16 protein-coding genes and 3 pseudogenes are annotated in these 20,605 nt (G+C 51.4%); 6 read left to right on the plus strand and 13 right to left on the minus strand.

Annotated features, from left to right (window positions below):
• Positions 1–78: 78 nt before the first annotated feature.
• Complete coding sequence (locus tag BSZ31_RS13480; RefSeq protein ID WP_105029174.1) at positions 79–879, plus strand: IclR family transcriptional regulator; 801 nt, start codon at positions 79–81, stop codon at positions 877–879.
• Positions 880–881: 2 nt separating this feature from the next.
• Here BSZ31_RS13480 and BSZ31_RS13485 read toward each other — a convergent pair whose 3' ends face one another.
• Positions 882–1,763, minus strand: coding sequence for a serine hydrolase (locus BSZ31_RS13485; RefSeq protein WP_240605718.1), 882 nt, complete (start codon positions 1,761–1,763; stop codon positions 882–884).
• 127 nt (positions 1,764–1,890) lie between these two features.
• A complete protein-coding gene (locus BSZ31_RS13490; protein ID WP_105029176.1) occupies positions 1,891–2,868 on the minus strand; it encodes a histone deacetylase in 978 nt (325 codons plus the stop codon).
• A 148-nt stretch (positions 2,869–3,016) separates the two neighbouring features.
• On the opposite strand from BSZ31_RS13490, the gene BSZ31_RS13495 reads away from it, so the two are divergent.
• Positions 3,017–3,571 carry a phasin family protein gene (locus tag BSZ31_RS13495; protein WP_105029885.1) on the plus strand — a complete coding sequence of 185 codons (555 nt, stop codon included), beginning with the start codon at positions 3,017–3,019 and terminating at the stop codon, positions 3,569–3,571.
• Between the two features lie 83 nt (positions 3,572–3,654).
• Here the strand turns inward: BSZ31_RS13495 and BSZ31_RS13500 are convergent, their stop codons facing one another.
• The 4 genes from BSZ31_RS13500 to hrpA are packed head-to-tail and all read right to left on the minus strand — an operon-like array spanning position 3,655 to position 9,118.
• Positions 3,655–4,437, minus strand: coding sequence for a molybdopterin-binding protein (locus tag BSZ31_RS13500; protein ID WP_105029177.1), 783 nt, complete (start codon positions 4,435–4,437; stop codon positions 3,655–3,657).
• An 18-nt stretch (positions 4,438–4,455) separates the two neighbouring features.
• Positions 4,456–5,220: an EI24 domain-containing protein gene (locus BSZ31_RS13505; RefSeq protein ID WP_168426989.1), complete on the minus strand. Its 765-nt coding sequence runs from the start codon at positions 5,218–5,220 to the stop codon at positions 4,456–4,458.
• Between the two features lie 11 nt (positions 5,221–5,231).
• Positions 5,232–6,059, minus strand: a complete 828-nt coding sequence (locus BSZ31_RS17635; protein ID WP_255411435.1) for a DUF3418 domain-containing protein — start codon at positions 6,057–6,059, stop codon at positions 5,232–5,234.
• Positions 5,999–9,118 (minus strand): ATP-dependent RNA helicase HrpA, encoded by a 3,120-nt coding sequence (gene hrpA, locus BSZ31_RS13510; RefSeq protein WP_255411436.1) that lies wholly within the window; start codon positions 9,116–9,118, stop codon positions 5,999–6,001. Before hrpA ends, BSZ31_RS17635 begins: the two co-directional genes overlap by 61 nt.
• 153 nt (positions 9,119–9,271) lie before the next feature.
• Here hrpA and argA point away from each other — a divergent pair, with 153 nt between their 5' ends.
• Together argA and BSZ31_RS17440 are read left to right on the plus strand one after the other, a co-directional pair.
• Positions 9,272–10,612, plus strand: a complete 1,341-nt coding sequence (argA, locus tag BSZ31_RS13515; RefSeq protein WP_105029179.1) for an amino-acid N-acetyltransferase — start codon at positions 9,272–9,274, stop codon at positions 10,610–10,612.
• A gap of 22 nt (positions 10,613–10,634) precedes the next feature.
• Positions 10,635–11,842 (plus strand): annotated as a pseudogene (locus BSZ31_RS17440) (PLP-dependent transferase).
• Positions 11,843–11,891: 49 nt separating this feature from the next.
• On the opposite strand, the pseudogene BSZ31_RS13530 reads toward BSZ31_RS17440, so the two are convergent.
• Positions 11,892–14,146, minus strand: a pseudogene (locus BSZ31_RS13530) (Orn/Lys/Arg decarboxylase N-terminal domain-containing protein).
• Positions 14,147–14,424: 278 nt separating this feature from the next.
• Between BSZ31_RS13530 and BSZ31_RS13535 the strand changes: the two are divergent.
• Positions 14,425–15,468: a hypothetical protein gene (locus BSZ31_RS13535; RefSeq protein ID WP_146106698.1), complete on the plus strand. Its 1,044-nt coding sequence runs from the start codon at positions 14,425–14,427 to the stop codon at positions 15,466–15,468.
• On the opposite strand, the gene dcd is transcribed toward BSZ31_RS13535, so the two are convergent.
• The 4 genes from dcd to apbC all read right to left on the minus strand — a co-directional run bounded on the left by dcd (position 15,432) and on the right by apbC (position 18,793).
• Positions 15,432–15,998: a dCTP deaminase gene (gene dcd / locus BSZ31_RS13540; RefSeq protein WP_105029183.1), complete on the minus strand. Its 567-nt coding sequence runs from the start codon at positions 15,996–15,998 to the stop codon at positions 15,432–15,434. The genes BSZ31_RS13535 and dcd overlap by 37 nt on opposite strands.
• A 54-nt stretch (positions 15,999–16,052) precedes the next feature.
• Positions 16,053–16,592, minus strand: coding sequence for a hypothetical protein (locus BSZ31_RS13545; RefSeq protein WP_146106699.1), 540 nt, complete (start codon positions 16,590–16,592; stop codon positions 16,053–16,055).
• Positions 16,593–16,763: 171 nt separating this feature from the next.
• Entirely contained in the window at positions 16,764–17,669 is a 906-nt protein-coding gene (locus BSZ31_RS13550; protein ID WP_105029185.1) for an alpha/beta fold hydrolase, read from the minus strand.
• Positions 17,670–17,701: 32 nt separating this feature from the next.
• Positions 17,702–18,793 carry an iron-sulfur cluster carrier protein ApbC gene (gene apbC, locus BSZ31_RS13555; protein ID WP_105029186.1) on the minus strand — a complete coding sequence of 364 codons (1,092 nt, stop codon included), beginning with the start codon at positions 18,791–18,793 and terminating at the stop codon, positions 17,702–17,704.
• Between the two features lie 249 nt (positions 18,794–19,042).
• On the opposite strand from apbC, the gene BSZ31_RS13560 reads away from it, so the two are divergent.
• The gene (locus BSZ31_RS13560; RefSeq protein ID WP_040513190.1) at positions 19,043–19,207 is read left to right on the plus strand and encodes a rubredoxin; all 165 of its coding nucleotides are present in this window, start codon (positions 19,043–19,045) and stop codon (positions 19,205–19,207) included.
• A gap of 3 nt (positions 19,208–19,210) precedes the next feature.
• Here the strand turns inward: BSZ31_RS13560 and BSZ31_RS13565 are convergent, their stop codons facing one another.
• Together BSZ31_RS13565 and BSZ31_RS16950 are read right to left on the minus strand one after the other, a co-directional pair.
• Positions 19,211–20,221 (minus strand): DUF2804 domain-containing protein, encoded by a 1,011-nt coding sequence (locus BSZ31_RS13565; protein ID WP_105029187.1) that lies wholly within the window; start codon positions 20,219–20,221, stop codon positions 19,211–19,213.
• A gap of 86 nt (positions 20,222–20,307) precedes the next feature.
• Positions 20,308–20,605, minus strand: a pseudogene (locus tag BSZ31_RS16950) (hypothetical protein); the annotation flags it as partial.

The following is a 20,605-nucleotide window of genomic DNA, read 5'->3' on the forward strand; positions in this document are numbered from 1 at the left end:
AGTAGTGATAACCATAACGAGTGACGTATTTCACAATATGGTTTAAACTTCTCACTGCATGAAAAGGAACTACCCCGTATGAGCGAAGAGTCGGTTGGACGCACCAGTATTCAGGTGATTGAGCGAATGATGCAATTGTTGGACGCCTTGGCCGAACACCAAGATCCCGTTGCATTGAAAGACCTGGCCCGCGACACCAAGCTACACCCCTCCACTGCCCACCGAATTTTGAATGACCTGGTGGCTTGCCGACTGGTTGACCGTACCGACCCGGGCTTGTACCGCCTGGGCATGCGCTTGCTTGAGCTGGGCAATTTGGTGAAAGCCCGATTGAACGTACGTGATGCCGCACTGGAGCTGATGCGCAAATTGCACCGCCTGACTGGCCAAACCGTGAACCTGTCAGTTCGACAAGGTGATGAAATTGTGTACGTAGACCGCGCCTACAGCGAACGATCAGGTATGCAGGTGGTACGTGCAATCGGAGGTCGTGCGCCCTTGCACCTAACCTCAACAGGCAAACTTTTTCTTGCCAATGAATCACCAGAGAATTTAAAGCTGTACGCCGAGAGAACCACTTTGCGTGGCACTACACTGAACAGTCTTACCACGCTTGAAAAGCTGGAAAAGGAACTGTTGCTGGTGAGAACGGAGGGATTCGCGCGCGACAACGAAGAACTTGAAATGGGCGTTCGTTGTATGGCGGCCGGCATTTATGACGATTCATCAAAACTGATTGCTGGTCTGTCGATATCTGCGCCAGCAGACCGCATTCAGGAAGATTGGCTGCAAGAATTGATTCATACAGCGCAACGAATAAGCGCATCACTGGGCTGGCAGGGTCGAGTGACCCCTCCTAGCGGACGATTCCGACTTTAACTTTATTTTGTTACATATGCGGCAGTGCTGGGTGCCACGGCCATTACATATTCGCGAATACGCTCTGCATCGGCAAACCTAGCCTGAGAACCCAATGCATCCAGCAATACGATCACCAGGTTACGATCACCCACCTTGGCCTTCATCACCAAGCAACGTCCGGCTTCATTGATAAAGCCGGTTTTTTGAACCTGAATATCCCATTCCTTGTTTTTGATCAGGCGATTGGTATTTCTGAAGTTCAATTGCCCCTTGCCCGACTGTACCGAAAACTGGGGATCAGTAGAAAACTGACGAATCAGGGGAAAGCGCTGGGCATGCAAAACCATGCGCGCCAAGTCGTTGGCGCTTGATTTATTTTCAACTGAAAGACCCGTGGTTTCAGCGAAGTTCGTATTAAACATTCTGAGCGAAGCCGCCCGGCGGTTCATCTCAGCGACACACGCTGCCAAACCACCTGGATAGCTACGTCCCAAGGCAGAGGCAGCTCGGTTTTCGGAGGCCATAAGAGCCAGATGAATCAGTTCGCGACGGGTGAACTCACTGCCGGGCTTCAAGCGTGAACGGGTATTTTTGTAGTAATCAATGTCTTCTGTGGTGATGGTAATCACTTCATCAAGATCAAGCCCTGCCTCCAGCGTGACCACGACGGTCATGATCTTGGTAATTGATGCGATTGGAACCACAGCCGAGGGATTTTTGGCATACAGCACTTCGAGGGAATCTGCGTCGGCCACCAAAGCCACTGAGCTGCTCAAAGACAGCGGATCGTGCGCTTCCTTCAGGTTTGCACGCTCGGACTGGCCGGAAGCAGCCATTACAGCGGGGCTGAACACCATGGATAAAGCAAGAAGTGTTGAGCCGAGAAATGCTTTGTAGATCATGGTGTGTTGTCTTTATTATTCGAACGAATGTTTTACTGGATTCTACGCAGAATTGGGTTAACCGCCAAGGCCCCAGATCGAGTGATAACAGGGTTTTAAGTCATCTAATTCGAGCGATTTCTTAAATCTACCTGTTCAGTGTAGTTTTTAGGGTTTCTTGATAGTGCCGACCATAGTCGGCCAAGCGCTTGATTACCCCAAGTTGCAGGTCGGTTAAATGCTCAAGGTCTGGGAAATACCCCCCTGCCATCACTGCGGCAACCGGCAAGTTGCGGTGTTGCACCCATTCCAGCACGACTTGATCGCGCAGCCGAATACCCTCATCGCTCAAGGCCAATTTGCCCAAACGGTCAGATTGGTGAACATCGAGCCCTGCCACATACAGCACCATATTTGGCGTAAATCGTTTGTTGATCTGGTTCAATGCCCTTTCCAGTTGTGTGAGGTATTCATCATCACCAGTTCCGTCGGGTAGCTCGATGTCCAGGTCACTTTTTTCTTTTTGAAAAGGATAATTTTTCTCGCCATGCATTGAAAAAGTAAACACGCTATGGTCACTGCGCAAAATTTCAGCGGTACCGTCTCCTTGGTGCACATCCAGATCGATCACCAACACCTTATTCCCAAGGCTTCGAGTATTTGATCTGGTTTTATTTGTGTTCAACCGGGCAATTGCGTCTGTTTGATAAACGCGTGCAGCCACGGCCAAATCATTGAACACACAAAAGCCGCCGCCCTTGTTACGTTTTGCGTGATGTGTACCCCCTGCCAAATTGACCGAAGCGCCGTGTTGCAGCGCACTTCGAACAGCCGACACGGTGGCGCCCACGGAACGGCGGGAACGCTCCACCATCCGTTCTGACCAAGGAAAACCGATGTCACGTTGTTCACCCCTGGAAACATTGCCAGTTTCTATTCGTTCGATATAGTAAGGGCAATGTGCCAATGCCAACTGCCCTGACGTTGCGGCGTTCGGGACAGATAATCCTATAAAACAATCACTTGCGTGTACCTTATCGCGCAGAATTCGGTACTTCTCCATCGGAAATCGATGCCCTTGGGGCAATGGAAGAACAAATTCATCGGTATAAAAGGCTTCAATCATGATTAATACAACAGAACGAACTCGATTTATTGCGTTGCAACATTTTTGTTGACAAGAGAATTTTTTTCGGTAGAATTCAATTTGTGCACCGCATCAAACGGTGTCGAAAATAACCCTAGTGGTACGAAACCTGACGGAGCAAACTATGATGATGACCCCCGAACAATTTCTCGACGTTCAAAAAGCCAACCTTGAAAAGATCCTGGGTCTTAGCCAGCAATCATTCAGCAATGTTGAAAAGGTAGTTGAGCTAAATCTTAACGCTGTCAAAGCCTACATGGAAGACAGTGTTGAGGCCGTAAAAGCCTTGTCTTCTGCAAAAGACATTCAAGAATTCGTTGCGGTATCGACATCAGTGACACAACCTTTGTCAGAGAAAGCTGTGTCCTACGGTAAAGACTTGTACTCCCTGTCCTCTGGCATTGCTTCTGAAGCAGCCAAGCTGGTTGAGGAACAAGTCGCCGAGAACAACAAAAAATTCGTTGAGCTGTTTGAGTCAGCCAGCAAAAATGCACCTGCCGGTTCAGAAAGTGCTGTCGCACTGATGAAATCAGCAATTACTGCAGCCAACACCGCTTACGACAGCGTAAGCAAGGCCACAAAACAAGCTGTTGAAATGGCAGAAGCCAACGTGGAAGCCGCAACCAAGGCAACCATCAAGGCCACCAACACAGCCACTACAAAGGCCCGCAAAGCAGCTTAAGTCTGTTTTGTCTGTAAAGATGTCTCCTCGTTCCTCCTGGAACGAATTCTCAAAGCCTGCCCTCTTTTGTGGCAGGCTTTTTTTTAATTGATTAACTTAAACTCGCAATTCATGCTTTCCAAAACGTTCACCAGTTCTGTGAACGCATTCGACACAACATCCTTCTTACCGAAATCACCCCTTGCCTTTACCCCAAGCTCAATATGACGAGCCAGTTTGTTGTCACCCACACTGGGCAGGCTATACAACTTGCAATCGGGATACTGGGCCTCTAGTCGCTCCATCACTGGCGTTATTTGGGCTTCTGGTGTGTTGAACAACAACAAAGCCCTCTTGTATTCAAGCTCCCGATGATGAAACTGAGGGTAAAGCGTATCGAGCACCCATTCAATCATCGGCCAGGCCATCACCGGGAAACCAGGCACGAAGTGATGTTGCCCGATGGTGAAACCGGCAATGCGGTTATAAGGGTTAGGTATCAGGCTGGCGCCTTCCGGAAAGTCAGCCATGCGCAGCCGAAACTCATCCAAGGGCTGCCCGCTTTCCTCGCAACGCTGACGAATCAGCTCCACGGCACCTTCGTGGCGCACAATCGGCAGGCCCAGTGCCTGAGCTGCTGCTTGCCGTGTGTGATCATCGGGTGTACCGCCAATGCCCCCACAACTCAATACAATGTGGTCGCTGGCAAATGAGCGTTTCAAGGTAGCGGTTAAAAACTCCCTGTCGTCACCCACCATTTGCACCCAAGACAAATGCAGGCCACGGGCGGTTAAACGCTCGATCACGGCAGGTATGTGTTTGTCTTGCCTTAAGCCCGACAAAATTTCGTCGCCCACTACGATAAGGCCAATTTTAAGTACTGCCATTTTTTGCTCTTTGTGTATTTAGTTGGATTCAATCGCGGGCATGTCGATTGTGTTGTTGTTTCTGACCTGTACGAGTGCCCCCATGTAATGGCGGGTAAATGCCAAAGCCGACATCACCGGCATGATCAACAAAATTGGCGGGATGAAACTTAGAAATGCGCACACCAAACCAATCAGCCAGGCCGAGGTGCTGTCGCGCTTTTTGATTTCTTTCATTTCCAGTTTGGTGGCATGCCCAGCCAAAGAATCGAACCTCATCACTGCCATGAGCAAATAAGCGGTCAGCAAAATAGGCAACACGAATGCCATGCCTGGTATGAGCCACAAAGGCAGTGTGACAATCCATGCAATCAGAAAAATGACCACTGCTTTCAAAGTCACCCACAGACTCATGACCATGCCAGAGTCTCCCCTCTTTTCGATGCCCTGAAATTCCTTTTCAGCAAGGTAATTGACCACCGGTGGAGTAACGTACAAACCCGCAAGCAACACGGCCGAAGTGGCCACGATCGGCCACAACAGACCAAACACGGCCAGCGGCACCAAAATGACTTTCAACCAGCCCATGAATGCGGCGTCGGTTGCGACTGCTTCGGCGGAAAAGTCAAAACCAAGATAACCCAGTGCCCAGGTCGCGGCATTGATCAATGGATCAACCGACAGCCAGATAATTACAATCCAGAACACCGATGCAATGGCCACCGACACCAAAGTCAACATCAGCATTTTTGGGCGAAATGAATCAACCAGCGCGTTAAAAAGAATGGACATTGCGTTGTTCATAAATCTTCCCTTTATTGTTGTCGCCTTGCCATGGTTTCCCATGCCTTTTGCAAACGCTTGACAGAAACCGGCATTGGCGTACGAAGTTCCTGGGCGAATAGCGAAACTCGCAGCTCCTGGAGTTGCCAGGCAAACTGGCTGAGGCTTTCATCTTCCTGACCTTTCAATTGTGAACTGGCACGAACCCAGTGTAATTGAAGATCCATGACATCTTTCATCAACTGTTTGTCTCGATCAACCGAATTACGCACTCGCTCAAGGCGTATTTGCGCCGCTTTCAAATAACGCGGGTAATGGCTCAATTGCTCCCATGGCTTTTTCAGCAAAAAACCCCTGGGCAGCAACCAGTTCAACTGGTTTTGAATGTCAGCAACGCATTCGGGGAATGATTTCGACACTGACTGGAGTTTTTTGTTAAGCGCACTGTACTCATTCAGAATAATCAAAAGGACTTTCCCTATTTCCTGGGCGATCAGATTCATGCGGCTGCGTGCCTCCTGCGCTTTGGTGTTGAACTCGTCTTGCGTGGTGGGCAATCCTGCCGCAAGCGCGCTGCGCATCAAAGTCAGTTTGATCCACTGCTGTTGCAGCTCTTCCGACGAACCCAGCGGCATGTACAGCATGGCCACCTTCTGAAAATCAATCAGGTTTTTGGTCAGGTACTTCAAAGGCTCCTTCAGGGCAATATTGAACAGGCGAAGCACGCCATCCAGATGTACTTTGCGGGCGATTTCCTCTTCATCAAACACCTCAATAATGCAATGCTCACCCATGTCTTTCAAAGCTGGGTAACCAAAGAAGGTTTGACCTGCACGCTTGATCTCCAGCATGTCGGGCAAACTGCCAAAGCTCCAGTCGGTGATTGCTGATCGTTGAATGCACTGTTGCTGCCAGAGGAGGACTTTGCTGGATTGGGCGAAAGTTTGCGTGCTTCAGAGGCGGGTGAAGCAACGCCAGCCTGCCCTCCTACCTGAGCACGCACCTGCTCCACTACATCGGAGCTTTTGAAACTTTCTTGCGCCTTGCGGCCCCATTCGGCCTTCAGGGCAGACAAACTGCGTTGCATGTCCAGTTGACGCCCGTGTTCATCGATCAACTTGAAATTCATGAAATGGTGCGGCGGCAGGGTTTCAATCCGGAAATCGCTGAGCAATGGCCGTGCAGGTGTTTCACTGGCGACGAAATCTCGAAGGCGTTCCAGAAGCGGCTTTTCATACAAGTTTGAATCGAAATGCGCTTGAGCAAACTTTTCAGCAAATTGCGGCACGGGTACACAGTGACGGCGAAGCTTCTGCGGCAAACTTTTCAACAGCAGAAAGGCCTTTTCTTTCAACATGCCCGGCACAAGCCATTCAGTGCGCCCGGCGTTCACCTGGTTCAACAACATCAGCGGTATGGTCAAGGTAACCCCATCTCGCGGGCTTCCGGGCTCAAAGTGATAACTCAGATCAAACGCCAATCCGCCCATTTCCAGTTTCTTTGGGTAGAACTCGGTTGTGATGTCGCCTGCCTTTTTGCTCAGCAAGTCTTCCTTGTTCAAGTACAGCGCAGCAAGGTCTTCCTTGCTAGCCTGTTTCGCCCAGTTCTCGAGGGTTTGCTGGTTGTACACGCCACTTGGCAGCTTGTCGTCGTAAAACTGCGCAATCAGGGCTTCATCGACCAGAATATCCTGACGGCGGGCTTTGTGCTCCAGCTTTTCCAGGTCTTCAACCAGCTTGCGGTTGTGTACATAAAAGGGCACGGTGGTTTTTACCTGTCCGGGCACCAGGCCTTCGTGAATCATCAACCTGCGCGCATCGGCTTGATTAAACCTTGCCAGGCTAACACGGCGCTGGGAGTAAATGGGTAAGCCATAAATAGTGCCTGTTTCCAGGGCTACGGCCTGACCAGAGCCCTTCTCCCAATGCGGATTGTTGTGGTTACGCTTCACCAAATGCGCACCCACCTTCTCAATCCATTCGGGTTGAATTTTGGCCACACTTCGGGCGTATAGCCGGGTGGTCTCCACCAGCTCGGCCGCCATGATCCATTTGCCACCTTTCTTGAACAAATTGGAGCCGGGATGAATTGAAAACTTGATGCTGCGAGCGCCCAGATAAACCGGATCTGTCTCGTGCTTCAAACCAATATTGCCCAACAAACCGGCCATGAGGGCGAGGTGAATTTGGTCGTAAGTGGCTGGCGTGGCGTTCAATGTCCACTTCTGATCTTTCACCATGGCAGTCAGCTGCTGGTGAACTTCACCCCACTCGCGCAGGCGATTCGCCGACAAAAACTTGCGCTGAAGCGTACTTTTTATCTCTCGGTTTGTTAACTCTTTTTCTTTTAATTCAACATGATAATTCCACAATTTAAGAAACGACATGAAGTCTGATTCTGTATCGTTGAATTGCTGCTGAGCGTTGTCCGCCGCTTCCTGTGCATCAATCGGTCGATCTCGTGGGTCTTGAATCGACAAGGCAGCAGCCAACACCAGCAATTCGCTTAAACACCCACGCTGGCTCGCTTCGAACAGCATTCTGGCAATGCGGGGGTCTAGCGGCAACTTGGCCAGCGCGCGGCCGATCTTTGTCAAATGCCCTGCCTCGTCCAGCGCATTCAATTCGCTGAGCAACTGGTAGCCATCTGCAATTGCCCGGCCCATGGGGCGCTGCAGGAATGGAAAGTCTTCCACTTCAGTCAGGTGCAGGCTCTTCATGCGCAAAATAACCGACGCCAACGAGGATCGAAGAATTTCCGGATCGGTGTAATCGGCACGGCCTGCAAAATCGGCCTCGGCATACAAGCGGATACACACACCGTTCGCAACGCGACCGCAACGGCCTGCCCGCTGATTGGCTGATGCTTTGGAGATACGCTCCACCTGCAACATTTCAACCTTGTTGCGGTAGCTGTAGCGCTTTACGCGGGCCACGCCAGAATCAATTACGTATCGAATACCAGGTACAGTCAGCGAGGTTTCCGCCACGTTGGTGGACAGCACAATTCGCCTGCGGCCACTGGGCTTGAAAATGCGTTCTTGTTCTTGCGCAGTAAGCCGTGCAAACAGCGGAAGTATCTCCAGCGTCTGCCGCATGTTTTTGTTCAGGAAATTCGCCATGTCGCGAATTTCCCGCTCGCCGGGAAGGAACATGAGAATGTCGCCCTGCCCCTCTCGGCAAAGTTCTTCCACGGCATCCAGCGTCGCAGCCTGAAATGCATCCTCATCCACTTCGTCGGCCGGGTTGACTGGTGCATTCTTGCGGCGATTGGTGTCGAAATCGTTGGGGTCTTTGTAACGAATTTCTACAGGGTACAAACGACCAGACACTTCGATGACAGGCGCAGGCTGGCCCTGCGCATTCTCAAAATGTTTGGAAAAACGCTCTGCATCGATCGTGGCTGAAGTCACAATCAACTTCAGATCGGGGCGCTTGGACAAGACGTCTTTCAGGTATCCCAAAAGAAAGTCAATGTTCAGGCTACGCTCGTGCGCCTCATCAATGATGATGGTGTCGTACTTCTTGAACAGTGGGTCAGTCTGGCTTTCAGCCAGCAAAATGCCATCTGTTACCAACTTCACCGCAGTGCTAGCGCTGGATTGGTCTTGAAAACGGATCTTAAAACCCACCCATTGCCCAAGCTCGGAATCCAGTTCCTGCGCAATTCGCTTGGCGGTGGCAGTTGCTGCCAATCGGCGCGGCTGCGTGTGAACAATGCTTTGGCCTTTCAGTCCACGGCCCAGCTCCAGGCACATTTTTGGTAATTGTGTGGTTTTACCCGAACCTGTTTCACCGCACACAATCACCACCTGATTCGCAGCAATCAACCTCTTGATTTCCTCACGGCGTTGGGAAACCGGCAGCTCTTCGGGGTATCGAATTTCGGGTGGAGACTGAAGGGTTTGTTCTTTTGACAACACAAATAACCAATATTGGGTTCAAATTCCGATCAAATCGGGGAAAAACAAAGCGAAGGCTGGACTACGCTCAGTCGGAAATTATAATCAATCGAACGAGCGGCCGCGGCTGCCCACAGTGTATTCCCTTTTTTCAGGACAGCCCCCAAGCCAATGAGTAACGCCCCCAGCAACGACGACCTCTCCATGAACAGCCAAACCTTCGTTCAATGGCTGCGAACTGTTGCGCCTTACATTCATGCCTTTCGAGGTAAAACCTTTGTGGTGGCTGTTGATGGTGAACTCGCCCACCAGGGCTATCTGAATTCACTGGCGCAAGATCTTTCACTGTTGCACGCCATGGGTATGCGCATTGTGCTGGTGTGCGGTTCCCGCCCACAGGTTGAAGAGCAACTCGCCTTGCGTAACATTCAACCGGCCTTTCATAAAGGCTGGCGAATCACCGACAAAGGTGCGCTGGAATGCGCGAAGGAAGCGGCGGGAGAATTGCGTCTGGACATTGAAGCTGCATTTTCTCAGGGCTTGCCAAATACGCCCATGGCTCATTCCTCGATGCGGGTGATCTCCGGCAACTTCATTACGGCAAGGCCAATGGGTATTCTGGAGGGCGTTGATTTACAGCACACTGGCCTGGTTAGAAAAATCGATGTGACCGCGATTCAATTGAGCTTGAACAGCAGCGCAATCGTATTGCTGTCGACCATTGGCTTTTCACCCACTGGCGAGGCGTTTAACCTGACCATGGAAGACGTGGCCACCAGCACCGCACGCGCCATAAAAGCGGACAAGCTGATTTTCGTCACCCAGATTGAAGGTATTTTTGACAAGAGCGGCAAACTGATGGAAGAACTCGAGCTGGACCGTGCCCGGGAAATCATGCTTCAGGAAGATCTGCCCGAATTGACCAAGGATTATCTGGAGTGCTGCATTCTGGCGGTGCAAGGCGGCGTAGGACGCGCGCACATTGTGCCGCTGAATCTGGACGGCGGTGTCATGTTGGAACTGTTCTCGCACGATGGCGTGGGAACCATGGTATCTGAAGAAAACCTGGAGAGTTTGCGCCAAGCGACACTGGATGACTCTGGCGGTATCAAAACCCTGATCGAACCCCTAGAAATGGCTGGCGTGCTGGTGCGCCGCGGCCGCGACAGGATTGAACGAGACATTGACCATTTCATTGTGCTGGAACATGACGGTATTTTGTGGGGCTGTGCAGCCATGTATCCTTATCACGCAGAGGGCGTGGCTGAGCTGGCTTGTCTGGTGGTGCATCCTTCCTGGCAAGGCACAGGTGACGGCGAACGCTTGCTAAAGAAAGTGGAGCACGACGCCCGAAAACAAGGGCTGAAACAACTTTTTGTACTAACCACTCAGACCTCACATTTCTTCCTGAAGCGTGGCTTCGTGGTGGGTGATGTAGACAAACTACCGATCGAACGAAAGCGTCTTTACGACTGGAACCGTAAGTCGCAAGTCATGATTAAAACGCTGTGATCAGGCACACAAGGCGCGCCCTATGAGTACCTTCAAACACAAGCCTGCCGTGCGTGGCCCAAGCACTGAGATCATTCACTCCAAGCCGGTCAGTAGCGCGGGCTTCTCCGCGCTGCCCGTACCCGTGTACAGAGGATCCAGCACGTTTTTTGACAACACGGCAGCCCAACGCGCAACAGTAAACCCACTCGGGCTTGACTACAGCTATGGCTTGCATGGCAACCCCACGCAGTACACGCTGGCAAAAAAACTGGCTGAAATAGAGGGTGCCACCCACGCGCTGGTGTGCCCTTCCGGGCTGACCGGCATTGCACTGGTGGCCCAAGCCTGCCTGAAAAATGGCGATCATTGGTTGATTCCGGAAAATGTGTATGGCCCCGTGCAAGCTTGGCGAGAAGCCTGCATATGGACTACGGCGTTGAGTTTTCAGAATATGACCCTTGCAACGCCAATAGTGTGGCGGAAGGCTTGCGCACCAATACCACCCTGGTGTGGACTGAAGCACCAGGCTCACTCACATTCGAGGTTCCCGATTTGCAAACCATTGTGGCCCTTGCGAAAGCCCATGGTGCACGCACTGGCATCGACAACACGTGGGCAGCGGGAATTGCCTACAAACCATTCGAGCATGGTTTTGACTTCAGTGTGCAGGCGCTGACCAAATACCAGTGTGGCCATGCCGATGTATTGATGGGTGCTGTGTTAAGCAACAACACCAAGGCATTTGCAGATTTAGAACGAAAAAACCGGATATTGGGCTTGGGTGTGTCGCCCGCTGATTGCGACCTGGTGTTACGCGGCCTGCTCACCCTACCCTTGCGCTACAAGCAGCAGGCTGACAACGGCTTGCTGGTGGCCACTGCCTTGAAGCAACACCCCGCAGTTGCGCGGGTGCTTCACCCGGAGTTTCCGGAGTGCCCAGGCCATGCGTTCTACAAACGCGACTTCGATGGCTTTGCCAGTATTTTTTCGATCGTGTTGAAAGCGCAGTACTCGGATGAACAGGCCTGCGCAATCATCGATCAATTGAAGCTGTTCAAGATTGCGTATTCATGGGGTGGGCCTGAAAGCTTGGGATTGGTGGTGAACATTCCTGACAGCCGAAGACGCCACCTTGCAGACGAGCACGGCCGCTGCGGGCCAATACTTCGTTTGGCTATTGGGCTGGAGGAGCCGGCGGATTTAATTGCCGATTTGATGCAAGCACTTGATACAATAAACCGGCCTTAACCGAAGCGCAGCAGAGGACGCGCTGCCAACAACGCGTCCCCGAAACCTTTTATACCTTCACGCAATCCACAAAGTAACTCACATTGCCCTGTTCGTCTTCAATCTCGACCAAACCATGAATATCGGTCTCGAAGCCCGGGAACTGTTTGTTGAAATCGCGTGCAAAGCGCAAATAATCCACAATCGTGGCATTGAAAATTTCGCCGGGGATCAGCAACGGGATGCCTGGAGGATAGGGTGTCAGCAGGGCTGACGTAATACGACCTTCTAGTTCATCAATTGCCACACGCTCAATTTCTCGATGAGCCACTTTGGCGTATGCATCGGCAGGCACCATCGCGGGCTGCATGTCGCTCAAATACATTTCTGTGGTCAAACGTGCCACATCCTTCTTGCGATACATGTCGTGAATCGTGTTGCACAAATCGCGCAAGCCCACGCGTTCATAGCGTGGATGAGCTTGGCAAAACTCAGGAATGACACGCCACAACGGCTGGTTTTTGTCGTAGTCGTCCTTGAACTGCTGAAGCGCAGTCACCAAAGTATTCCAGCGGCCCTTGGTAATGCCGATGGTGAACATGATGAAGAACGAATACAAACCTGTTTTTTCAACAATAACACCGTGCTCAGCCAGATATTTGGTCACAATCGACGCAGGAATGCCTGCATCAGAGAACTGACCGTTCACATCCAGGCCGGGGTTAACAATGGTCGCCTTGATCGGATCAAGCATGTTAAAGCCATTGGCCATTTTGCCAAAACCGTGCCAGGTGTCGGTGGTGTGGATCAACCAGTCGTCGCGCGGGCTCATGCCCTCTTCGCTCAACACGTCAGGGCCCCACACCTTGAACCACCAGTCGTCGCCAAACTCCTCAGAAACTTTGCGCATGGCGCGACGGAAATCGAGCGCTTCCATGATGCTTTCTTCAACCAAAGCGGTACCGCCCGGAGGCTCCATCATGGCCGCAGCCACGTCACAGCTTGCAATAATGGCGTACTGCGGGCTGGTGGATGTGTGCATCAAATAGGCTTCATTGAAAATATGGCGATCAAGTTTGCGGTTTTCACTTTCCTGCACCAGAATTTGTGAAGCCTGAGACAAACCTGCCAGCATTTTATGGTAGATTGCGTGGCAAACACCAGAGAGTCTTTGGTGCGGGGGCGGTCGCGACCAATCGCATGCATGTCTTTGTACATGGGGTGGAAGCTGGCATGCGGCAACCAAGCTTCATCAAAGTGCAAGGTGTCAATTTCAGAACCCAGTACCTCTTTGATCATTTCCACGTTGTACAACACACCATCGTAGGTGCTTTGCGTGATCGTCAATATGCGGGGCTTTTTGTTCTTGGCTTTGCTGGCAAACGGATGGTTCGCAATTTTCTTGGCAATGCTCTCGGGCTTGAATTCATCCAGCGGAATCGGACCAATAATACCCAAGTGATTGCGCGTGGGGGTCAGGAATACGGGAATAGCACCGGTCATGGTGATCGAATGTAAAATCGACTTGTGACAGTTGCGGTCCACCACCACGATATCGCCGGGTGCCACGTTGGCATGCCACACCATTTTGTTGGAAGTCGATGTTCCGTTGGTCACAAAGAAACAGTGGTCTGCATTGAAAATACGCGCCGCGTTGCGTTCCGAAGCTGCAACCGGACCGGTGTGGTCCAGCAGCTGACCCAGTTCATCTACAGCGTTACACACGTCGGCACGCAGCATGTTTTCACCAAAAAACTGGTGAAACATTTGCCCAACCGGGCTTTTCAGAAACGCCACACCACCGGAGTGCCCTGGGCAATGCCAGGAATAAGAGCCATCTTGCGCATAATGCACCAAGGCGCGGAAAAACGGTGGTGCCAGGGAATCCAGGTAACTTTTGGCTTCACGAATAATGTGCCGGGCCACAAACTCGGGGGTGTCCTCAAACATGTGAATAAAACCATGCAATTCTTTCAAAATCGCATTGGGAATGTGGCGCGAAGTGCGGGTTTCACCGTACAAGTAAATTGGAATATCCGCGTTCTTAAAGCGAATTTCTTGCACGAAGTTGTTCAAATTTTGAAGGGCGTCTTCGATTTCCTTCTTGCTGCCCAACCCGAACTCTTCGTCGTCGATCGACAAAATAAACGCACTGGCGCGGCTTTGCTGCTGCGCAAACTGGGAAAGATCGTGATAACTCGTGACTCCCAATACCTCTACGCCCTCTTTCTCGATGGCGTCTGCCAGGGCGCGAATGCCGAGACCAGATGCGTTCTCGGAGCGGAAATCTTCGTCAATAATGACAATGGGAAAACGAAATTTCATTGATCTTCCTGTGATCGGGGTTCAACACAAAACAAGGCTGCATTATCCACTACGCAGCCCCCTGTTCCAAGCCCTATTGTCGCGCATTTATCCCTCTATGTAGTGACTTCACAGAAATGTCATCTGGCACGGGTTCAATAGGCGACTTTCCTGCTGACTGTCCTCCTTACCTGCCACGTATGCAGATCAACTCCATATCAGCCTCGCCCGGTCAATTTACCCCGCCCACGACGCCTTTTCGCCCGGCTCGCAGCTTGACCAAGCGATTGGACAACTACATGAACAACTACGACATGGGCTTTGAACGTGTTGCCAAAGTAAGGGCAAAAGTACTAAGCCGAACTGGTCACACCCATGCGTTTGACAGGGCTTTGGTGCTACCGGAGCAATACAGAAGTCGGGGGGTTCGTGCATTAATACACCTTGCCAAACACACGGAGGAAATGGCGGAAGGTTTGGCCGACATCTCGGGGCTGGCCGAACGTTTGACGAGAAACCTGATTTCATCCGGGGAAAAATCCGACATGGCCTTGGTGATAGCGTCTGCAGTTGGTCGTGTAATTTCTGGTCAGCTGAATTTGGGTGGCATGGCTGTGCACAAAGTGGCGGGTGCTGCACTGTATGGCGTTTCTTCAATCTTGAGTATTGCAGCCCTGGGTTTGATCAAAACAGGCCTGGCCACACGCAGAACCGGGGCAGAAATAGCCCAGGCGGCAACAAGATCAAGTTTTGATTCGAGCGCTTACTTGATCGTAGCGAGGAAGCTGCTTGCATGCAAAGAACAGATGCTCACCAAAATACTGGACAAGACTGGCAAGCCAGAAAATCGGAGGAACTGTGCGATTCAAAGTTGGGTGAAGTACATGTCGAGGCACCGAAGCTCGGTGCCAGAGCATTTGGTGTCGAAACGACAAGCCAACTGCAACTACATTTGGCAAAATATTCACCAGTACGGTCTGGTAACTCGGTCACTGATGCACATCGCCTACGGCACTTTTCAGGGCATCAACAAATTGCTTGTTTCTTATGACAAGCATATTGGCGTTGTAATCGGCAATCACTTGTTGGGGAAAAAGCTTGGCAGCGTATTGGGCTGTCGGCTGGGAATGACGGTTTCGGTGGGCGCCGCTGCAGCGATCTCGGTACCCATGTCGCCATTTCTTGTCGGAATTTCCACGGTAGGTGCAATAGCTTGTGGCGTTGCCTTGCTGGCTTTGATGTTGGCCAAGTTGAATGTTCAGTTGATCCATGACTGGAAAGGGAACATTCAACGGCCCTTGCGAAATCAGGTTTTTGGCAAAGTAACGCCCACCTGGCCTTGATACTTGCCACCACGGTCGCGATAAGACGTTTCACACACTTCATCGCTTTCAAAGAAAAGCACCTGGGCACAACCCTCGCCCGCATAAATTTTGGCAGGCAATGGCGTGGTGTTTGAGAACTCGAGCGTCACATAACCTTCCCATTCAGGTTCAAAAGGCGTGACGTTGACAATAATGCCACAACGCGCGTAGGTACTTTTTCCCAGGCAAATCGTGAGCACATTGCGGGGAATCCGGAAATATTCAACTGTGCGAGCCAGGGCAAACGAGTTCGGCGGAATAATGCACACATCGCCTTTGAAATCTACGAAACTTTTCTCGTCAAAATTTTTCGGATCAACAATGGTGCTGTTGATGTTCGTGAAAATTTTGAACTCGTCGGCACAACGGATATCGTAACCATAGCTGGACGTGCCATACGACACGATTCTTTTGTCGCCTGCATAACGAACCTGGCCCGGCTCAAAGGGTTCGATCATCCCCGTGCTTTCAGCCATTCTGCGAATCCACTTGTCCGATTTAATGCTCATGCTCACTTTGCTTTAATGAAGTTCAATAGGCGAAATGTTACATGAGACAAGACATCACTGATTCATCCCATCGAGAATCTCGGTTAATTCCTGCATGACCGAATTGGCCAGGGCGTCAAAAAACACCTGTATCAAATTCGCCATTTGTGCACCCGTGACCCCTTGCAGGGGCAACTGCATGAGGAACTCCAGGTTTTCCGTTTCCATGTTGATGCCCACCTGATACTGAAAATCAAGTACATGAACCATGGCATGCGCTTCCGCCAAAAAATGCAGACATATTTCAGCAGAGCTTGGCTCGTTCATGTTGTACAGGGGAAAAGCCATCACTACCCATCTTGCGTTTTGCGACTCGCCAGCACGAAACGACAGCTCGAACTGCTCTTTTTTGGCCATGATCACGCCCAGCCCATCAAACCAGCGCATTCCGGCCAAAGAAATCGCCTCGTGAAGTAAATTTGCCTCCTCCATGGAAAAACCTGATTCCATGCGGGCCGCGGCGGGTCGCTCCGATTTGGGCCCTTGCGACCCTTGGGCCTTGAATGTTTGAGATTGCGAACCCAAAGGCGAGCGAGGCATGTTATTTTTATTCATGAAGTGAAGTGACTCTATTAACTGGATACGTATTGAGTAGGCTAGAGACAGGGAAGGTTCCGCGCGTGTTTGCGTCAGACCAACAGATGATGACGGGATACTTCCTGCGAAATGGCCTTGATCATTTCAGCAGAATCAGGAAGATGTCCTGTGCCGGGCAACTCGATCAAGCTAGAACGCACAACAATTTCCGACAGCAGTTTTGAACCCCCGGGGGCACACTCGGTCATTCATGCCTTGAATAATCGACATTGGCCATGGTGACTGGCTAATTTTCGAGAACAGAGAGAGAAGATCTTGCGGAGACAAAAAGCAGTCATGCCGCAGGAAATGCGCTTGCAAGCGGTATTTGCGCACCAATGCAAGCTCTTGAACATCGCTTAAAAAGGGCCTTTTGCTGTCAAAGCCCCCTGCTTTGCCTGTCAGCAAAGCGGTCTCCAGTTTGTTCCAGGCCACCGATAATTCCAAAAGGTGCTCGGGCGTGGCGACCTCAAAGCATTCGCAAACAAAATCGGTTCGGGCTCCGGGTCCGAAGTGTTCTGCAAAATAATCAGGGGCAAGTCGCTCCAGCAACTCAAAAAAAGCATCCACACGCGGACGCATGGGCAAAAACGGGGCGCGCAGTACTACGCTGGCGACCTGCTCTGGCCGGTATGCAGCAATCGCCAAAGCCAGAGTACCGCCCCAAGACCCGCCCAGAATGTGAAATTTCGGAATATTCAGCCGATCGGCAACCTCGAGCGCATCATCGACGAAACGCTGCAAGTCGATCACACTGAGATCGAGATCTTCGCTCAAACCGCTGTTGCGCTGATCAAACCCGAACCAGGGCAAACCTGCATATCGGATTGGTGCCACATGGGAGGCACCCAGACTTCCACCTGGGCCACCATGAAGTACCAGCCAGGGAAATTGACGTGCGCGATTGGCAAGCGGTTGGGCCAAACCCTGTTCGGCCCATACAGCGAGATTTCCGCCAGAATCCAGAACCACTTGCGGAGCCGACCACACACCGGCCAACCCCGCCTTTGGCGCGGGGCTGGCCACTTTGTGAAAGGTCAGTTCGTCTTTAGGCACATGAGCCCCCGAGGCGCCTTGGGAAAGAGGTTTTAAGTGTTTTGCACCACAATTGAAGGAAACTTCAAGGACATGTCTTTGGACTGTTCAGCAATGCGGATGGCCACTTTGCGCGCAATTTCCTTGTATGTTCTCGCCAAATCGCCGTCAGGATCGGCCACCACTGTGGGTTTGCCAGAATCCGCCTGCATGCGAATCCGCATGTCGAGCGGCAGGCCACCCAGGTAATGAATGTTGTAATCCTTGGCCATTTTCTGGCCGCCACCGTCACCAAAAATATGTTCTTTGTGACCACAGTTTGTGCACACATGAATGGCCATGTTTTCAACCAGGCCAAGAATGGGTACACCCACTTTCTCGAACATTTTCAGGCCTTTGCGTGCATCGAGCAAAGCGATGTCTTGCGGGGTGGTCACGATGACCGCGCCAGTCACTGGTACTTTCTGTGACAGTGTCAGCTGAATATCGCCGGTGCCAGGTGGCATGTCCACAATCAGGTAATCCAGGTCTTTCCAGTTGGTTTGCTTCAACAACTGTTCAAGTGCACTGGTTACCATTGGACCGCGCCACACCATGGGTGTGTCTTCATCGATCAGAAAACCGATCGACATGGCCTGTACGCCATGACCTTCCATGGGATCGATAATTTGACCGTCGTCCGATTGTGGTCGCCCGGTGATGCCCAGCATGGTGGGCTGCGAAGGGCCATAAATATCTGCATCCAGCATGCCCACACGTGCACCCTCTGCGACCAGTGCCAGGGCCAGGTTCACAGCGGTGGTGCTTTTGCCCACACCACCTTTGCCAGAGGCAACTGCGATGATGTTCTTGACGTTGGGCATCGGCTTTAAGCCACGCTGCACGGCATGGGTTTGAATTTTGATGGTTGCGTTAACACTGACGTTTTCAACGCCTGGAACCTGTGAACGCACTGCCGCGATGGCCGCTTTGCGCAAACCATCCAGCTGGCTTTTACCTGGATAGCTCAACTCCAAATCAAAACTGACATCGCCGCCGTCTACTTGAATATTCTTGATCAGTTTGGCGCTGATGAAGTCTTTGTTCAAATTGGGGTCAATGACACTACGCAATGCCTCGCGTACGGTGTCGGTACTCACTGACATACACACTCTCCTCGAATCTTGTCTGGTATGGTCTTTGTTTGTATAGGCGTGAGTCTAGCCTGTTTTTCACACAGCAGGCTTACACCCAACAGAAAGCCTTGCGTTCTAATGATTGTCGTTTACCCTAAAGCTATTAAATTCCAGGAAACAATCGTTACTATCTATGACTTGAGCGCCACACCAACTTTTTTTACGCACAACTTGATAGCATTGCGGCACAAAAATTCAAATGTTGCTGGAGAGTTTGAAATGAAAACTTATGTATGTATTGTGTGTGGCTTGATTTATGACGAAGCCGCTGGCATGCCTTCGGAGGGCATACCAGCCGGTACACTGTGGGCCGATGTACCAGCAGACTGGCTTTGCCCGGACTGTGGCGTGGCTAAAAGCGACTTCGAAATGGTTGAAGTGTAAGCACTACCATTTGGCGTAATGGTCCTCGCACCACCCCGTCAAACCATCCAATAAGTAGGTGGCACCTGTTTCTTTCAGAGTAACGGTGCCCCTGAACTCGCCAAAACACTGGTTAAACCGACTGGCCAACACCCACAGGTTTCTGTGATCGTCAATGCTGCCCTTGGGCGTGAATTGCAAATCGACAGCGCCGCACTGCGAATACACTCGCCAAGGTGCATGAACATTGTCACGCTCATACTCAAAAAGAACCAGGGGCAGATTGTTCAATTGACCATTTACCCAAAGCACATTTTCATGGGCACTGGTTTCATTCACCCCACGTGCCACGTTCAGTGAAAGCAGAGGCTGCCCGGGCGCGCTGCGGCCACTGGCACATGCCCAATTCCAGAAGGTTTCGCGCCGCAAAAAACCGGCTGTCCAATCGTGGTAACAACCGTCTTTCTCTGGATTGATCAGGTAATCAACACCGTTCAAATGCACATGGCCGGTAACCGCCCCGCCACTGCTTTTCTGTGCATAGGCGAAACCTGTGTTGGCGACAGGCGTATTCAGAGCGAGGGTTTCAGATTCGCGACAATCAATGGATACCTGGCCGTGAAATGAATCACCAAATCTGAAGTTCAGCGAACGTGATGTTTCCGTGCGCACCGCCAGCACTTGATGGTTTTTTTTGAATGGATGATTCCAGGTGCTTTGACCAATTGGCTTGTAGTCGCTTTCAAAGCCCACATCCAAAGGCAAATCAAATTGAATTCGATACAAACCCTGTGCGGTGTGAAGGTAAGCAAATGTTGAATTCAGCAGGCCAAGGCGAACCATGCCGCAGCCGAATGTAAAACCCTGGCCCAGCACACCATAAAAATCAAAGTGCTTGAAAAGGAATCGCCGTTGCCAGGCCATGCGTTTTGCGCCCATGGCATTGCGGGCATCATACTGCTGCCAATTGATTTGGCTGGGCAAGTCAGACATTCGCCCCCAAGTGGGAACACCTTTGGCGTTGATCAAATCCATAAACAAAATCGGGCAAGTTAAACTTGCCCGATTTTGTCACGTTTTGCCTCCCGCTAGAAAGGCGAATTCACTGCAAAGCGTTTTGATTAAACCGGCAAACCACCGCCGATTGCATCGGTAATAATGGCCGGGTCCAGCATGCTGGTGATCGGTGCCAAAGGCGAATCAGCTGCCATACCCAACAAAGGATCAAGCGCTGCATCCAGCGGTGTACCTGTTGTTCCGCCAGTTGAATCACCGCCGCCACCACCTGCGGCATCAGCCAATGGGCCGAGTACTGCATCCAACGGTGTGCCCGTGGGGCCATCTGTTTCACCACCACCACCACCACCGCCTGCGGCATCAGCCAACGGGCCGAGTACTGCATCCAAAGGTGTGCCCGTG

This window comes from Limnobacter sp. SAORIC-690, from assembly GCF_002954425.1.
GTDB classification, from domain to species: domain Bacteria; phylum Pseudomonadota; class Gammaproteobacteria; order Burkholderiales; family Burkholderiaceae_B; genus Limnobacter; species Limnobacter profundi.